At 53.6% G+C, this 15,323-nt stretch carries 12 protein-coding genes and 2 pseudogenes; 6 read left to right on the forward strand and 8 right to left on the reverse strand.

Going from position 1 to position 15,323, the window contains the following annotated elements; genetic code table 11:
• Positions 1-178 precede the first annotated feature (178 nt).
• From folE to ABE528_RS10980, 4 genes and pseudogenes are all read right to left on the reverse strand, one after another.
• Positions 179-739, reverse strand: a complete 561-nt coding sequence (folE, locus tag ABE528_RS10965) for a GTP cyclohydrolase I FolE (protein ID WP_054881842.1) — start codon at positions 737-739, stop codon at positions 179-181.
• On the reverse strand, positions 724-1,137 hold the full coding sequence (locus ABE528_RS10970; RefSeq protein ID WP_339533467.1) for a DUF393 domain-containing protein: 414 nt from the start codon (positions 1,135-1,137) through the stop codon (positions 724-726). The genes folE and ABE528_RS10970 overlap by 16 nt, the downstream gene beginning before the upstream one ends.
• A gap of 405 nt (positions 1,138-1,542) precedes the next feature.
• Complete coding sequence (locus tag ABE528_RS10975; RefSeq protein WP_252461099.1) at positions 1,543-2,856, reverse strand: PAS domain-containing methyl-accepting chemotaxis protein; 1,314 nt, start codon at positions 2,854-2,856, stop codon at positions 1,543-1,545.
• Positions 2,857-3,666: 810 nt separating this feature from the next.
• Positions 3,667-4,731 (reverse strand): annotated as a pseudogene (locus ABE528_RS10980) (NtaA/DmoA family FMN-dependent monooxygenase); the annotation flags it as partial.
• Between the two features lie 255 nt (positions 4,732-4,986).
• On the opposite strand from ABE528_RS10980, the gene ABE528_RS10985 reads away from it, so the two are divergent.
• On the forward strand, positions 4,987-5,388 hold the full coding sequence (locus tag ABE528_RS10985; protein ID WP_252461100.1) for a response regulator: 402 nt from the start codon (positions 4,987-4,989) through the stop codon (positions 5,386-5,388).
• Positions 5,389-5,533: 145 nt separating this feature from the next.
• On the opposite strand, the gene ABE528_RS10990 is transcribed toward ABE528_RS10985, so the two are convergent.
• Positions 5,534-7,159 (reverse strand): methyl-accepting chemotaxis protein, encoded by a 1,626-nt coding sequence (locus ABE528_RS10990; protein WP_346652937.1) that lies wholly within the window; start codon positions 7,157-7,159, stop codon positions 5,534-5,536.
• Between the two features lie 150 nt (positions 7,160-7,309).
• A pseudogene (locus ABE528_RS10995) lies at positions 7,310-7,612 on the reverse strand (IS3 family transposase); the annotation flags it as partial.
• Positions 7,613-7,922: 310 nt separating this feature from the next.
• Here ABE528_RS10995 and ABE528_RS11000 point away from each other — a divergent pair.
• Positions 7,923-9,227 (forward strand): SIR2 family protein, encoded by a 1,305-nt coding sequence (locus ABE528_RS11000; RefSeq protein WP_346652938.1) that lies wholly within the window; start codon positions 7,923-7,925, stop codon positions 9,225-9,227.
• A complete protein-coding gene (locus ABE528_RS11005; protein WP_346652939.1) occupies positions 9,224-10,942 on the forward strand; it encodes an ATP-binding protein in 1,719 nt (572 codons plus the stop codon). The genes ABE528_RS11000 and ABE528_RS11005 overlap by 4 nt, the downstream gene beginning before the upstream one ends.
• 127 nt (positions 10,943-11,069) lie before the next feature.
• Here ABE528_RS11005 and ABE528_RS11010 read toward each other — a convergent pair whose 3' ends face one another.
• Positions 11,070-11,387 carry a hypothetical protein gene (locus tag ABE528_RS11010; protein ID WP_346652940.1) on the reverse strand — a complete coding sequence of 106 codons (318 nt, stop codon included), beginning with the start codon at positions 11,385-11,387 and terminating at the stop codon, positions 11,070-11,072.
• A 102-nt stretch (positions 11,388-11,489) separates the two neighbouring features.
• On the opposite strand from ABE528_RS11010, the gene ABE528_RS11015 reads away from it, so the two are divergent.
• From ABE528_RS11015 to ABE528_RS11025, 3 genes are read left to right on the forward strand one after another with little or no spacing between them, the layout of a single operon-like run.
• Positions 11,490-11,807 carry a transposase gene (locus ABE528_RS11015; protein WP_057433589.1) on the forward strand — a complete coding sequence of 106 codons (318 nt, stop codon included), beginning with the start codon at positions 11,490-11,492 and terminating at the stop codon, positions 11,805-11,807.
• Positions 11,804-12,139, forward strand: a complete 336-nt coding sequence (gene tnpB, locus ABE528_RS11020) for an IS66 family insertion sequence element accessory protein TnpB (RefSeq protein ID WP_057433590.1) — start codon at positions 11,804-11,806, stop codon at positions 12,137-12,139. Before ABE528_RS11015 ends, tnpB begins: the two co-directional genes overlap by 4 nt.
• A 49-nt stretch (positions 12,140-12,188) precedes the next feature.
• On the forward strand, positions 12,189-13,715 hold the full coding sequence (locus tag ABE528_RS11025) for an IS66 family transposase (protein WP_346652941.1): 1,527 nt from the start codon (positions 12,189-12,191) through the stop codon (positions 13,713-13,715).
• A 20-nt stretch (positions 13,716-13,735) separates the two neighbouring features.
• On the opposite strand, the gene ABE528_RS11030 is transcribed toward ABE528_RS11025, so the two are convergent.
• Positions 13,736-14,629, reverse strand: coding sequence for a serine hydrolase domain-containing protein (locus tag ABE528_RS11030; protein ID WP_346652942.1), 894 nt, complete (start codon positions 14,627-14,629; stop codon positions 13,736-13,738).
• Between the last annotated feature and the right edge of the window lie 694 nt (positions 14,630-15,323).

Genomic DNA, 15,323 nt, shown 5'->3' on the forward strand with positions numbered 1-15,323 from the left:
TACTCACCAAAAAGGGGCGAAACGCGCCAAGGACTAGGTCGATTGGTTGACAATAGGCAGGGGCCACCGCCAAATGGCAGCAAGCCACCGTGACCCATAACTGTAAAACGACTTGGAAATAACGTATTGAAAACTGTAATCATTGGTACGACCTTCCTGTATGGCTCAGGTTCGGATTTCAGGTGTGTCGCCCAATGAGGTTGAGGAATTCGTGCCGGGTAGTCGGGGAGTCTCTGAACTCACCTAGCATTACCGAAGAAATCATCACCGAGTTTTGCTTTTCCACACCTCGCATCATCATGCACATGTGCTTCGCTTCGATAACTACCCCAACACCTGCAGCATCAGTCACTTCCTGCATGGCACACGCAATCTGTCTAGTTAAATTCTCTTGAATCTGCAAACGGCGGGCAAACATATCGACTAAGCGCGCCACTTTGGAAAGCCCTAATACTCGTCCTGTTGGCAGGTAGGCGACATGCGCTTTCCCAATAAACGGCAACATGTGATGCTCGCACAATGAGTACAACTCAATATCGCGAACGACCACCATCTCATCATTCTGACTTTCGAACAAAGCGCCATTGACTATCTCAGCTAGGCTCTGGGTATAGCCATTGCATAGATACCGCATCGCTTTGGCAGCACGTTGGGGTGTATCCAGGAGCCCTTCTCGCTGCGGGTTTTCACCAACACCAACAAGGATTTCACGATAATACTCGGCTAGCGAATGTGGCATTTGGATCCCTCACCTTTGCAACGTTGCCTACCCTCGGGATGGGGTAACCAGGCCAAACTTGGCCTCAAACGACAGAACAACCTGTACAGAACTGAAAGCAAAGGACGTAGCGGACGCCAAGCCAGTGGAGCGGCCCACATCCCAACACCGGCAGCACGCCAGCTCCAAAGGGTAGCGTCCAAGCCTGTTACCCACTGATTATTCGCGAACCTTGCGTGCAAGCACGATCTCAATTGCTCAATCGACAGGCCAAGAGGTATGGGATCGAAGTCATCACCATCGATATCGATCAGGATGAGCTTTGCTGCAGTTGAACGCCTGCGCAGGAAGGCCACCTCCCTGACGCACAATGGGCAGGCACCGTCAAAGTAAAGGGTCAAAGGCCACTGGTAATACATGTACAACACCTCAATCTTGTACAGGTTTTGTATAAGTTAGCGGAACCTACGAAATTAGCAATGCCCGTGATGACGGATCACCTCGGAAGCGCCCATGCGCCCGAGACTGGCGGGATCAGCGCCGTTTGCAGATGACGGTAGGCGACTGGAGTCATCAGATGTGAGTGGAGATCGGAACGTGCTGGTTTGCACCAGGGTGCGATAGTTGCATCGCTTTTGAGACGCTGCGAAAGCCAGCTAGGGGAAACGAAGATTGGAGTAATCGTCCAGAAACGAAGTGATTGAGGAATACACCTTAGGCAACCACATGACTGTCCAAAGCAAAGACACCACAAAGGGCGTGCCTTTTGCGTTGGCCAGTCCGTGACTGAAGCACATCGGTAGTCACCCTCAATGGATGCGCGTCTACTTCACCTCGTTAGCGAACCGCCCAACAGCTTCTACTACCTGCTTTGCTCCATTTTGGATCTCAAGGATAACCGTGCCCGCCTCGTTGGCGAGTACCAAGCCCTCCTCAGCTTTCGCACGACTGCTGAACATCTGGGCGACGGCCTTATCAGCGAGCTCCTGGTTTTGCTGAACGACGTTCACAATCTCTTCGGTCGCCGAGCTGGTATGGCCTGCGAGCTTTCGGACTTCGTCGGCAACCACAGCGAAGCCCCGCCCCTGCTCTCCGGCACGTGCCGCTTCAATCGCCGCATTCAAGGCAAGAAGGTTGGTCTGCGACGCAATACCACCAATGGTTTGAACGATTGAGCTGATCAACGCAGATTGCTTACCGAGCGCCTCGATGCTGTCGGTTGCGAGCTTCATTTGCTCAGCAATACTTCGCATCGTGCCTACCGTTCGCGTTACCACGACAGCGCCGTGCTCGGCACTTGAGTCCGTTCGTTGCGACACATCAAAAGCAACACCGGCGGCATCTTTAACTTCTTGCTCTCTAGCTACCTGGTCGGTAACCACACTTGCAAATTTCACGACCTTAGCTAGGTTGCCCTCAGTGTCGTGCACAGGGTTGTAGGTTGCCTCCAACCAGATATCGTTACCACGTCCATCGACTCGCTTGAAGCGATTCGCGACGTACTCACCACGGTTGAGTGTCTTCCAGAAATCTACGTACCCATCGGATGCCGCTTCTTCAGCTGAACAGAACAACCGATGATGCTTGCCGACGATCTGGCCCAGAGAATAGCCCATGGCATTGAGGAACTGTTTGTTCGCCGTGATGACGGTGCCATCCAGTTTAAATTCTATGACAGCTGTAGACCTGACCAATGCCTCAATCAGAGCCTGATTCTCCTTGGCCTGCTCAACGGTACGAGTGATCTCACTGCCGTAGCCCTGGACATGAGCCAAGCTTCCGTCTTGGTTTTGGATAGGAAACCAGTAGATTTTCAACCATGCAAGAGTACCGTCAGCACGAAGGTAACGATATTCGTCATTGACGGGTTCGAATCGCGCCACAGCTTGATTGAAGGCGTGGAAGCAAGGGAGATTTTTGACGTAAGGCGGAACGATCTCCGAAAGCGGACGGCCATGCAGATGTTCGCCTGAATACCCCAAGGTGTCCAAAAAAAGTCGATTGAATGCACAGATCCGGAACTGAGCATCAAGTCTTATGGAAAGCATCCCTCTGTCCATTTGCTCGACCTGCTGACGTAGCAGATGTAGCTCCGCACTCTGCTCCTGCAGCGTTTTTTTGAGTTTGCGGTTGAACAATTTTAGGCTCCACACGTGCTGAATCAGCAATTATCGACACAGGCCACTTTTTCTTGAGCGGCTAGTCAGTTTTTGATTGGGTTGGAAGGGGTGGTGCGCCAACAGCTCTATTGTTTCCAGTCAAGATACAAGGAGGGACTCTCGCTCGGACACCAGACAGAGCCTCTAGAAGCGCCATTGGCCTCACGGGGGTAGAGTGATGTGGAGTGGAACCTCTGAAAATCGAAGATCTCTCAGCGATTGCAGATCAGGCTGGTAACGAAGGCTGAGCATTCTGGCTCAAGAGGATGGCCCAGGCGTCGCATGAGCGCTGGTGCCATTGGACAGCATCGTCCCAGAGGAGACCGTTGACTTCGCCTTGAGAAATTAGGTGCCTGAGCCTGGAATTTGAAGCATCCAATTCGAGGAGATGCCTATGAGCGGTGTAGCTAAAATCGTCGTTGCTTAGCATTGGACTGATGTCCCGAAGGGCTGGCTCGAGGATACGTGCCGATGTCCCTGTGCATCATTATGACATCAAACCGAATCGGTAGTTCTGACCTTACCGAACACTCTACGCCCCTGCCGCGAAAGCTGCCGGCGAAGGCTATCTCAGCACGGATACCGAGCTATCCAAGAGATTTTTACCCAGAAGCGGTTGGTCGAGTAACCGCTCAGACTCCTTGATTAGCTGTCCGGTGAGTCATCGCAACAGATGATGCCAGAGCCCGTGCCATAGATTCCCCTAGCCCCGGGTCGAACGCCTCCTCAGTAGGTCACACCGGTAGTGACCATCCCGAGGCTTGGCTATCCGATCATAGGATTTTCATGTCAACGATCCCGAAAAGAAGCCCCATAGGCGGATGACGGTAGCCGACTAGAGCCGTCAGTCCTCAGCCGAGATCGAAAAGTGCCGGTTTGCGGTTGAGTGCGATAGAGGCCACGTTTTTGGAGCGCTGGCACGACCAGCTCGGCGAAATCCTCAAGCGTGCCAGGGCTTGCGAGCGGGTTAAGCATATAGCCACTGGTGCCCGAGATGCGAGCATGCTCCTCGATTCGATCAGCAATTTGTTCGGGCGTACCTACCAAGATCAGATCAGTACCTCGTGTGACGTTGGCAAAGCGCTGCCTCACATCACCCGCTGTCAGCGGCTTACCGCTTCCATAAGGACGCATCATGTAGGAAGTCAGGCCTTCAGTGTGAGTTGAGAGCACATCGCTATCGGCATAGCGGCTGAGATCGATGCCTGTGTCACCTGCATAACTAACCAGTTGCGCTTCCAAGTGATAGTTTCGCTGAAGTTCGTCGTACTTCCGTTGAGCCTCGATCTCGGTTTTTGCGGTGACAATCCTCAGCACTGTCAGCGATTTCACGTCATCCCGCTCACGACCACGAGCTTGGGCCATCGTCCAAATTTCTTCCAGCCCTTGCCGAATTTCGTGAGGGTTGGATTTCGCGATGAAGATAAGCTCAGCATGCTTGGCCGCGAACTCACGACCTCTGCCCGACCAACCAGCTTGGATCAGTAAGGGGGTTCTCTGCGGCGATGGAGCCGTAAGGTGAGGCCCAGCAACACGGTAATGCTCACCGGAATGGTTAATTGGCTTTACGCGGTTGCCATGGGCGTAAACATGCCCTGCCTTGTCGCCTACTACCGCATCATCAGTCCAGCTGCCTTCCCAGAGCTTGTACACAACATCCATGAACTCTTCGGCACGTTCGTAGCGGTCGGCATGCTTGATCATCTCTTCCAGACCGAAGTTGCGAGCCGCACTGGAGAGGTAGGAGGTGACAATATTCCAGGCGATCCGCCCCCCGGTCATGTGGTCAAGCGTGCTAAGTCGCCTAGCGTGCGTGAACGGGTGCTCGTATCCAGATACGAACGTGATTGAACTCGCCAACTTGATCAAATATTCAGGAAAACTGAAGTCCAGGCTTTGCCATAACCTCGCAGCAGTTCTTGAAGCCACGCCAATCATTCAGGAGAATAGCGAGCACTTCCACCGATCACTGCTGTATTGCCCCCCTGATGATCAGGTGAACTTTATGTACAGTCCACATGTCGTATGCGTGACGAGCTGTCCACGATACATTGAAGCGGCAAGTGGATTCAGATTTTTGTAACCGTAGCTATATGTTCAAGTGCTAGTATGAAAGACTTTCTTCCCGTCGCCGAGATACCCCGCCCTAACGTCCTCATTGTGGAGGACGAACCAACGCTTCGAGAGTTACTGACAATACTGATCGAAGATTGGGGTGCTTCGGTGACAGCTGTAAGCACTGCCGATGAAGGCCGTGAGAAGCTAAGAAAGCAAGGCTGGAGCTTACTGGTCACTGATGTACAGACGCCAGGTTCGCTCAGCGGAGTGGACATTGCCTGGATTGCCAGTGAGCAACACCCTCAGACTAGCATTATTGTGATGAGCGGGTACTATGAGTTTGAAATTAGGCCTCTACCTGATAGCGCCGTATTTCTGCCGAAGCCTTGGCAGGTGACTAAGCTAGAAGAATTAATTTCAACACACCTTAGCAACTCCAAAAAAAGATCATAATTATAAGAATATAACACACAAAAAACAACGATACGCACAAATGAAAAATAGTCTCAAATTATACTTATACCTGAGACCTTTTGTTTAAAAACATAAAAGAGCATCCATGCTAACACCAGTCCAAAACCACATGAAAATCTGAAGCTTACAGCCTAAAGTCTTGCACTACACGATTTAGGCCGACTGCAAGGTTGGAAACTTCCCCACTGGCACTCGCAGTCTGGCTTGCACCCGCAGCGCTTTGGGTAGACAAATCACGAATACTTGTGAGGTTTCGATCAATCTCTCGTGCCACCTGGGCCTGCTCTTCTGACGCAGTCGCAATCAAAACATTTCGCTCATTGATCATAGTGATTGACTGAGAGATTTCCTCTAGCGACTCACTAGCCAGCTGTGCGACAGAGGTAGATTCATCAGCCATTTTCTGACTTTCGATCATAGCCCTAACGGCCTGAACCGAATCATCCTGGATAGAGCCAATCATTTGCTCAATTTCTTGAGTGGATTGTTGAGTACGATGGGCAAGAGCTCTAACCTCATCTGCAACAACTGCAAAGCCCCTACCCTGTTCCCCAGCCCTTGCGGCCTCAATTGCAGCATTCAACGCCAGTAGGTTTGTTTGCTCAGCGATGGCTCTAATCACCTCAATGACTTTACTGATGTCCTGAGCGCGCGAAGAAAGCGTTTGGATCTGCTCACCCGTAGACTCAACATAGGAGGATAGCGCTTGTATAGCTCCTAGGGTTCTCTTAACATTTTCGAGTCCAGATTTGGTGAGTTGTTGAGCTCGCCCGGATGCATCAGCGGCTTCCGCAGCATTCACTGCCACTTCATCAACTGCGGCACTCATTTCATTGACAGCGGTCGCAGCCTGGTTAACTTCATCGTTTTGCTTGACCAATCCTCGACTACTTTCCTCAGTGACTGCTGCCATTTCTTCTGCAGCCGAAGCGAGTTGCGTTGAGCTGTCGGAAATATGGGTCAACGTGTCTTTTAAATTGTTTTGCATTTGAGAGATAGCAGCTAGCATCGCAGCTGCCTCGTCTCGGCCTGAAACCTTGAACGTCTGCGAAAGATCTTTATTCGCGATAACCTTGGCGATTGAAAGCGCTTCATCTAGAGGCTGAGTCACACTCCGCACCAGCAAGTAACCCAAAGCAATTGTGAGCGTCACCACAGTCAAAAGCAGACCATAGATTGTTACTAATCCGCTATGATAGATCTCACCCGCTAACACTCCCGCTGCTTTTGCACCTTGATCGTTATAAACCATCAAATCAGAAATTTGATCAACTAGAGTATTGGTAAGCGGACGAATAGCTGAGCTAATTAACGCCGAAGCAGCCGCGTTGTCACCAGAGACGAGCATAGGTTCTAACTGATTCAGGAGCCCTTCATAACGATCAGCGCTTGCCCTCACCTTGTCGTACAGCGACTGTTCTTCAGGACTTGCCACAACCGACTCATATCTGCCTATGAGTCTTGTGAATTCCCGCCGATAATCCGGAAAAGTTTTTACTGTCTGATCACGAACCACAGGGTCATTCGTGGTAGTTGCTCGAAGACTTTCCAACCTTAGCCTAAGGACACTTGAGTTTATAAGCCCAGCTAGCCGGATGCTGGCCATCCAATTTGTTTCAACATCCTGTTCTGCTTGACGAAGCCTTTCCAACTTATTAGCAGACAACAACCCCATCACAACGACCACAGCGACGATCACTGAAAAAATCAATGCCGCACGAGGCCCTATTTTAAGATCACGGAATTTCATGCAAAACCTCAATCGTAGACACAACTGAATATGTATCGGCTGAATCGTTTAATCCTTTAGGCTTAGAGAAAAATAGCTCCTATCAATGGAGTTGATACTGCCCCTCCTTATGACAGGTCAGCCGATAAACCTTGAATTGCCCCTGGTTTCCTAGACACTCTCCAAGCTCAGGAAATAGCGTTCCTGATACTCTACTGGAGACAGCTGCATAGCACTGCTGTGTCGACGTTTTGGGTTATAGAACATCTCAATGTAATCGAAAATATCACTTCTGGCTTCGTCACGCGTTGCGTAGATCCTTCCTCGGATTCGCTCCCGATTCAAAAGCTGGAAAAAGCTCTCGGCTACGGCGTTGTCGCGGCAGTTTCGCCGTCGGCTCATGCTGCTGACCAAATTGTTGGCCTTAAGGAAGCTTTGCCAATCTGAGCTACTGAACTGACTGCATTGGTCTGAGTCATCATCACTTGCTGCTATGGCTTCTCCCTCAGGCTGAAAAGCCGGTAATAAGCCACCCGTCATTTCATTCGGGCTGTTTAGAGTCAAGCAGTACCGCCGGCTTGCTGTACCTGAAGCCTTCTCGGTACACGTACCTCAGCTATCTTCAAATTCTCATTCTGAAAGAGGGAGTTCTGATCCCCATCTATCAGCTTGAGAACGCTGATGGCATTATGCTCACACTGCGTTGCCCATAGGTTTCATCACGCGCACTCGATGGGCCCATAGGAAGCCATCGGGATACGCCACACCTTCAAGGATCGTGTTGATGTCCAACGAAGACGCCCCGCCAGCCGTCACCCCGTCTGAAGATGCCGGGGTACCCTCGCCCGCTGCTGACAAACCTGTGGAGCTTGATGCCAACCGTAAGGGCCTTCAGGCCTACCTGGCACCAGGAGCTTCTGATTGGGCGCCATTGAATGAAGAAGCCTACATCGTCCTCAAGGGCGTTCCACCACCTGATCCAGCGAGGATCGTTTCCAACCGCACAGCTCTGTCGGATATGCTTGCTGCGGCATTGCAAGTTCCCAATCTGGGCTTCTTGGCAGGAAGTGGAACGTCTTTAGGCGCACCAGGTGGGCCAAGCATGTGGGATCTGTGGAAGCGCTCCATGTGCACAGCTGGCTCAGGGGATCCTACCGAAGCGTCAGCACGCGTGATGGATGTGGTGCACTACAAAGAAACCATCAATCCAAACATCGAGCATTTCCTTTCACAGTGCGACGCCTATCTCGCCTTCAACAAAGACGCGACCGTCGAAGAGTTCGTCAGCGAGGTCAAAGCAGTCATCCTGGACGCATGCTCTGCATTCCTGAGGGCCCCTACCGCCGATATTTCGGCATACAGGCAGTTGCTGCAGAAGCTGGCGAGACGACGAGTTCGAGATCCTCGCCTGAAGGTCTTCACCACAAACTATGACATGTGCTTCGAGACAGCAGCCTCTGACCTCGGCATGATGGCCATCGATGGTTTCTCCTACACCCGTAGGCGGCGGTTCGATGGCAAGCATTTTAGCTACGACATCGTCAGGCGAGAGGCGGAAGGTCATGAGTTCGCCGAAGGTGTGTTCCAGCTACTGAAGTTGCATGGATCAGTCAGCTGGAGCAGAGAGGAAAAGGACATCTACGAGGACAGTGCGCCTACGCCTGCGAACGCGTGCCTCATCTACCCTGCCAAAGGGAAATACCAGCAGGCATTCCTGCAGCCTCACCTGGAGCTTCTGTCGCGCTACCTGGAATTTCTGCGTCAGCCCAACAGTTGCCTCATCGTGGCGGGCTTCGGCTTCAACGATGATCATCTCTCCGAGCCAGTCTTTTCAGCTATCCAATCCAACCCTAGCCTGAAACTCATACTCTGCGATTTCCAATGCATCACGCACCTGCATAATCGGGGGCATCATGGCTCAAGCGACTATTGGGGCAGATTCCATGACCTCGCCAAGCGTGGCCTGGACATCCACTTCATCAGTGGCTCGTTCAGCGATCTGGTCAGCCACATTCCGCACCTGAGAACAGCCTCTCCCGCAGAGCAGTTGGCGAATGCCGTCAGACGCCTGGGGGGCCAAAACGCATGAGTTCTCTCGACGGGATTTTGGCCAGTAACCTCAAAATTGGCGTGGTTTCGAGTGTGAGCGCCCACCTGGTAAAGACCAACCTGGCACATGCCGGCAACGTGAGCGGCCAGTACTTGGGACACAACCGGTACGGTAAAGGTGAAGTGGGCGAGCTCGTGCTCATCGAAGGCCAGCAAGCAGTTCTGCTCGGGCGAATTACCGAGGTGACTTTACCTGACAGGGATCGCACAGAGATTTCCCAGGACTTTGCAGGTAGCCGACATATAGATGCGATCGGCTTCATACGCCTGCTCGGCTCCGTAAACCCGCAATCCTTAAGAGTCACGGCGGGAGTAAGCTCATACCCACGGCTTGGCGACCGTGTCTATTCCGCCCCAGGGGAGTTTATTTCCCAAATCCCGTTGCTGACTTCAACCGGGGTAGACGGTGCACCACCTGAGGTAGCGTTGAACCTTGGTCACGTTGCCGGTGACGGTGGATTTCCTATTGCTGTCACTCCCGAGAAAATTTTCGGAAGGCACTGCGCAATCCTTGGCTCCACAGGCGGAGGGAAGAGCTGGACGACATCCAAGCTGATCGAGGAGTGTCGCCGCTTCTCAGCCAAGGTAGTGCTGATCGATGCCACGGGCGAATACCGCTCACTCGTTGGCGATGACACAGTTCATTGCCACCTTGGCAGCCCTCTCCACTTAGCTGGAGGCTCTGTAGAAGTCGCGATTCCGCCGACGAGCTTCACCGAGTCCGACTTCATAGCCCTCTTCCAGCCATCGGGTAAAACCCAAGGCCCTAAGCTGAGGGAGGCGATCAAAAGCCTCCGACTCGTACATCTCGCACCTGACCTGTTCCCGAGGCACATCGTCTTTAAGGTAGACCAATCAAAAGAGGTCTATCGCGAGGCCATGAACAGAGGAAACAACGCAAGCCTAGTAGGAAATCCAACCACGCCATTTAACCCTCGTAAGCTGGTATCTCAGTTAGTGCAGGAGTGCTGCTACCCGACCGCTTTCAACGATTCTGAGCGTTTTGGGGGTGCGAGTAATGAGATCTCACACTGCTCATCCCTGATGACCCGCATCCTTGGCGTGATGGAGTCGCCGTCGCTGGGCTGCGTCTTCAGTCCCGCTGCCGACCTTCCCAGTTTCGTAGATCAACTGGAGAGCTTCATTCGCAGCGACAAGAAGCTGTTCAGGGTCTGCTTGAGCTCAATTGGATACGAGTTCAACGCTCGTGAGGTCGTGGCCAACGTTATCGGTAGGCTTCTTCTGCAGCGAGCAAGGGCTGAGGTTTTCAGATCAAGACCGCTGATCACTATCCTCGACGAGGCCCATAATTTCCTGGGGAAAACGGTCGGTAACGAGGATGACCTACAGAATCTGGATGCCTTTGAACTAATCGCGAAGGAGGGTCGTAAATACGGGCTGAACATATGCCTAGCGACGCAGCGGCCGCGAGACATAACCGAAGGCGTGCTCAGTCAGATGGGTACCCTGCTCGTCCACCGGCTTACTAACGACCGTGACCGCGAAGTCGTTGAACGAGCCTGCGGTGAGATCGATCGCTCCGCTGCTGCATTCCTGCCAAACCTAAAGCAAGGTGAAGTGGCGATGGTAGGTGTCGACTTCCCGATCCCGGTGACGATTCAGATTGCCAAACCAACTCAGCCACCAAAGTCTGACGGCCCCAGCTTCCAAAGCACTTGGGGGAAGCCAAGCTAGTCTACTACCCAGTGGCGCCCTTCTATCGTTGAAGCGCGCCACTTGCGGTCGCTGCAGGCTGGCGAAAATTATGTGTCAGCAATAATTATTGCCTTTCCATAATTCGACCTAAACCGTCGGCTTACGGTCAGCAAGGCTCTCCGCCGCCCTCCTTGGCAGATTTAGTAACCCTTCCGTAGGCGTCATCAACCAAAATCGCATCGCCTTCCTCATCGAACATCACAGCAAGCCACCGCGCCCGCTTCATCTCAGCTACTTGCGAGAAAAAGCAGCTCTCGCACAAGTGAAGCTCATACTCCTCGCCGCAATATGTTGAACCCTCGCCCCATGACGCATGCATCGTTCCGTACTGAGGCTCACCTTCGCCATCTCGCGTAGACATACCGCAAACATCGCAAATCACGTCGATGGCCATGTCATGTTCACCTGCTTGCGTGACCTTCATACGTAACCGTCCGGCCAAGTCACCTACCGAACTCCAGCATTAAGGGCGATGGTGTCCGCGTATTTTTAAGCGGACGCGATCGCCCTTATCGCCAGGATTTGCATGCGCCAACGAAGCTCTTACCCCAAACCATTTAAAGCCCAAGTCGTCCAGGAATGCCTGCAACCCGGAGCGACGATTTCCAGCGTAGCCATCCATCACGGCATCAACGCCAACGTTATCCGCAAGTGGCTACCGACTTACAGGGATCAATCGCATGCAACCTTGCCTGCTTTCGTTCCGGTGAAAACGGCACCAAGGCGAGCATCAGAAGAGATGGTGATCATCTCGCTGCCTCTGGGCGATAAGTCCATCACCGTAAAGTGGCCAGCCTCGGATCCGGACGGCTGCGCGTGTTTCATTCGTGGCTTGGCCCTATGATTCGCGTCGATGCCATCTGGCTCGCCACCGAGCCCATGGACATGCGCGCCGGCACTGAGACTGCATTGGCCAGAGTGGTCGCGGTGTTCGGTGCGGCGAAGCCGCACTGCGCTTACATCTTTGCCAACCGCCGGGCCAACCGGATGAAAGTCCTGGTGCACGACGGCGTCGGTATCTGGCTGGCGGCGCGGCGTTTGAACCAAGGTAAGTTTCATTGGCCAGGCCTCCATCGTGGGACGGAGGTCGAACTCGACCCTGAACAACTTCAGGCGCTGGTACTTGGATTGCCCTGGCAACGAGTCGGTGCGGGCGGCGCAATTACATTGCTTTGAACGCTCCTTTCGGCTGTAGCACTCGGGCTGCTTTGGTAAAATCCACGGCATGACTTCCTTGCCCGATCTCGACCAAATGACTCCCGAACAACTGCGCGCACTGGCTGCGCAGTTGATGTCCAAGATTGAGACCCAGGACAGAAAGATTCATCGTGCTGAGACGATCATCGAGCAACTCACTCACGAAATCGCCATTCTCAAACGCCACAAGTTCGCCAAGCGCAGCGAGCATATCAGCCCGGCGCAAGACAGCCTGCTTGATTACCTGCTCAATACCGACCTCGAAGCCTTCGAGGCGGAGTTAAAAGCCCTTCATCCCGCACCTGCGCAGACAGAACCACGCCAGCAACCCAAGCGTGCGCCGTTACCGCCGCAGTTCCCGCGTACCGTGATCCATCACGAGCCAGACAACACCCAATGCACCTGCGGCTGCCAGCTTCAGCGTATCGGCGAAGATGTCAGTGAGAAGCTGGACTACACGCCGGGCGTGTTCACCGTCGAACAGCACGTTCGTGGGAAATGGGCCTGCCGCCAATGCGAAACGCTGATCCAGGCGCCGGTGCCGCCGCAGGTAATCGACAAAGGCATCCCCACGCCGGGCCTGCTGGCCCATGTAATGGTGGCCAAGTTCGCCGACCACCTGCTGCTGTATCGACAGGAAAAGATCTTCGGTCGTGCCGGTCTGGCCATCCCGCGTTCGACCCTGGCACAGTGGGTGGGCCAAACTGGCGTGCAGCTTCAGCCCTTGGTCGATGCGCTGCGCGAAGTGGTGTTGGCCCAGCGCGTGGTTCATGCCGATGAAACGCCGGTACAAATGCTGGCTCCAGGCGAGAAGAAAACCCACCGCGCTTACGTTTGGGCCTACGGCACTACGCCGTTCTCGGTCTTAAAGGCTGTGGTCTACGACTTCAGCTCCAGCCGTGCTGGCGAACATGCGCGTAACTTCCTGGGCCCCTGGAACGGCAAGCTCGTCTGCGATGACTTTGCCGGCTACAAGGCCAGCTTCGAGCTGGGCATCACCGAGATCGGCTGCATGGCCCATGCACGCCGCAAGTTCTTTGACTTGCATGTAGCCAATAAGAGCCAATTGGCGGAGCAGGCGCTTCACTCGATTGGCGGGTTGTACGAAGTCGAGCGACACGCCAAGAAAATGAGCGACGAAGACCGTTGGCGATTACGTCAGGAAACAGCCGTGCCCATCGCCGAAAAGCTGCATGAGTGGATGTTGGCCCAGCGTGAACTTGTGCCTGAGGGTTCGGCCACGGCCAAGGCTCTGGATTACAGCCTCAAACGCTGGGTAGCGCTAACGCGCTACCTGGAAGATGGTGCTGTGCCCATCGACAACAACCAGATCGAGAACTTGATCCGGCCGTGGGCGCTTGGGCGGTCTAACTGGTTATTTGCCGGGTCGCTGCGCAGCAGCAAGCGGGCGGCGGCGATCATGAGCCTGATCCAGTCGGCGCGTATCAATGGGCATGATCCGTATGTTTACCTCAAGGATGTGCTGACGCGGCTGCCGACGCAGCGGGCCAGCGAGATCGGCCAACTGCTGCCGCATCAATGGACACCTGCCTGAATCACGTATCTCTAGTGCGGTCATCTATCTTCACAAGTTCCGACAGCGGCTAAAAGCCGCTCCAAGACCTGCGCTTCAACCCCCCCTTCATCGCTGCCCTCCCTGAACGCAGAGCAAGTCGCCGCATTATTGCCACTTGAATAATGAAATACTGCGATTACGCCGCCTGGCCCGACTCCTGTGTGCCCAACAAGCATATGCCCACTTTTAGTTCCGCCGATCATCAAGCCCAGCCCATAGCCCGGACTGGCCCACGGCCTTCCTTGCATTGGCCCTCCGAGCACAATTGCATCATGCATTTCATGCAGCAATGAAGAAGGAAGAAGCTTCCCGGTCAGCAGCTTGTTCAGCAACATAGTCGCCTCTGAGAGCGGGCCTACCAGCAAACCATGATAGACCCAGCCAGGGTGGTATGACTCAATGGCTCCCAGATATACCTCATCCAGATCTTCTTGCTTTTTTGCGAGCCGAGTATGTGTCAAACCGAGGGGCGACAGCACACGTTGGGTCAGTGCAGTTCCTAGACTTACCCCCGTAACTCGCTCGATCAGTCTGGCAACAAGCATGTAGCCTACGTTGGAGTATCGCCAGCCAGCCCCTGGTGCGTAACGTAGTCTGGCACCGTCAAGACGTTGCATCATTTCATCTGCTGACCACGGCGCCTGGCCCTCGGCAACAGCCGCGTAGTACTCCTCCAGCTCTGAGTAGTCCGCAAGTCCGGCTTGGTGTTTGAGCAGTTGCCGAAGAGTGAACTGGCCTTCTTGGACATGATCGTCAAGCTGGATCAATCCGTCACGAACAAGAGAAAGCGCCGCCGCAGCTAACACCGTCTTGGTAAAGCTCCACCAAGGGACAACCACTTGTGATTGCTCCGGAGGCAACTGTTTACCGTTCAATATTGTGGAACAAAGCATCCTTAGACTTCCTTGTAGGGCGAAGGCTTGAAACCAGCGAAGGCTTCGGCAGAAAAGAGCATTGACTATTACAGGGTATAGTGGCCGTGCAGACTGCCCAGGGATCAATCGCAGATTGCTTCCATTTTACGGTAGCTACATGCGTCCTCACAGCGGACACTCGAAAAGATCCTGATACTCGGTCATAGCTTCACGCGCGAAGCGATTGCTTCAGGGTGGCAGGAAGCGGAGCCAATCTTTATCCCAATCGAGCGAGGCGGGCTTATCGTGTGATGGCCAGACGCTTACCTTCATACAGCACCTCCGCAAACTGCCTGCATGTGCCTAGCCAGACGCCACAACTCAATGCACAGCTTCCAGCGCCTAGATGCGAGGAGCCTACCCCTGACGGGCCAGTAACAGGCGATTGAGTGTACGCATGATAACCTTGTCTCAAGTTCAATCTCTGGAGCATCCCGCTTGAGCACGCTAGCTGCGCCCGGTTATTACGAGTCACTCCTTAACGCTCCTACTTTCTCCTGCGACCCTGCCGGCAAACGCCAAGCCGAGCGTTGGAAACGCCTAGTGGATGACATCCACAAATTGTAGTGGTCAACTCATCCCGGACAGGGTTTTGAGTTTTTCTTCAGCTTTCGCCGGAGCCAGTCCATCGTTGAACTGATGAGGTCGGATCCAGTTGTAGTGGCTCATCAGG

The organism is Pseudomonas sp. TWI628 (genome assembly GCF_039673865.1).
GTDB lineage: Bacteria > Pseudomonadota > Gammaproteobacteria > Pseudomonadales > Pseudomonadaceae > Aquipseudomonas.

Coding starts and splice junctions, on each gene's coding strand:
- ABE528_RS11005 (WP_346652939.1), top strand. CDS start 9,224: ATGAGTTCTCTCGACGGGATTTTGGCCAGTAACCTCAAAATTGGCGTG.
- ABE528_RS10985 (WP_252461100.1), top strand. CDS start 4,987: ATGAAAGACTTTCTTCCCGTCGCCGAGATACCCCGCCCTAACGTCCTC.
- ABE528_RS11010 (WP_346652940.1), bottom strand. CDS start 11,387: ATGAAGGTCACGCAAGCAGGTGAACATGACATGGCCATCGACGTGATT.
- ABE528_RS10970 (WP_339533467.1), bottom strand. CDS start 1,137: ATGTATTACCAGTGGCCTTTGACCCTTTACTTTGACGGTGCCTGCCCA.
- folE (WP_054881842.1), bottom strand. CDS start 739: ATGCCACATTCGCTAGCCGAGTATTATCGTGAAATCCTTGTTGGTGTT.
- ABE528_RS11015 (WP_057433589.1), top strand. CDS start 11,490: ATGCGCCAACGAAGCTCTTACCCCAAACCATTTAAAGCCCAAGTCGTC.
- tnpB (WP_057433590.1), top strand. CDS start 11,804: ATGATTCGCGTCGATGCCATCTGGCTCGCCACCGAGCCCATGGACATG.
- ABE528_RS11030 (WP_346652942.1), bottom strand. CDS start 14,629: ATGCTTTGTTCCACAATATTGAACGGTAAACAGTTGCCTCCGGAGCAA.
- ABE528_RS11025 (WP_346652941.1), top strand. CDS start 12,189: ATGACTTCCTTGCCCGATCTCGACCAAATGACTCCCGAACAACTGCGC.
- ABE528_RS11000 (WP_346652938.1), top strand. CDS start 7,923: ATGTCCAACGAAGACGCCCCGCCAGCCGTCACCCCGTCTGAAGATGCC.
- ABE528_RS10990 (WP_346652937.1), bottom strand. CDS start 7,159: ATGAAATTCCGTGATCTTAAAATAGGGCCTCGTGCGGCATTGATTTTT.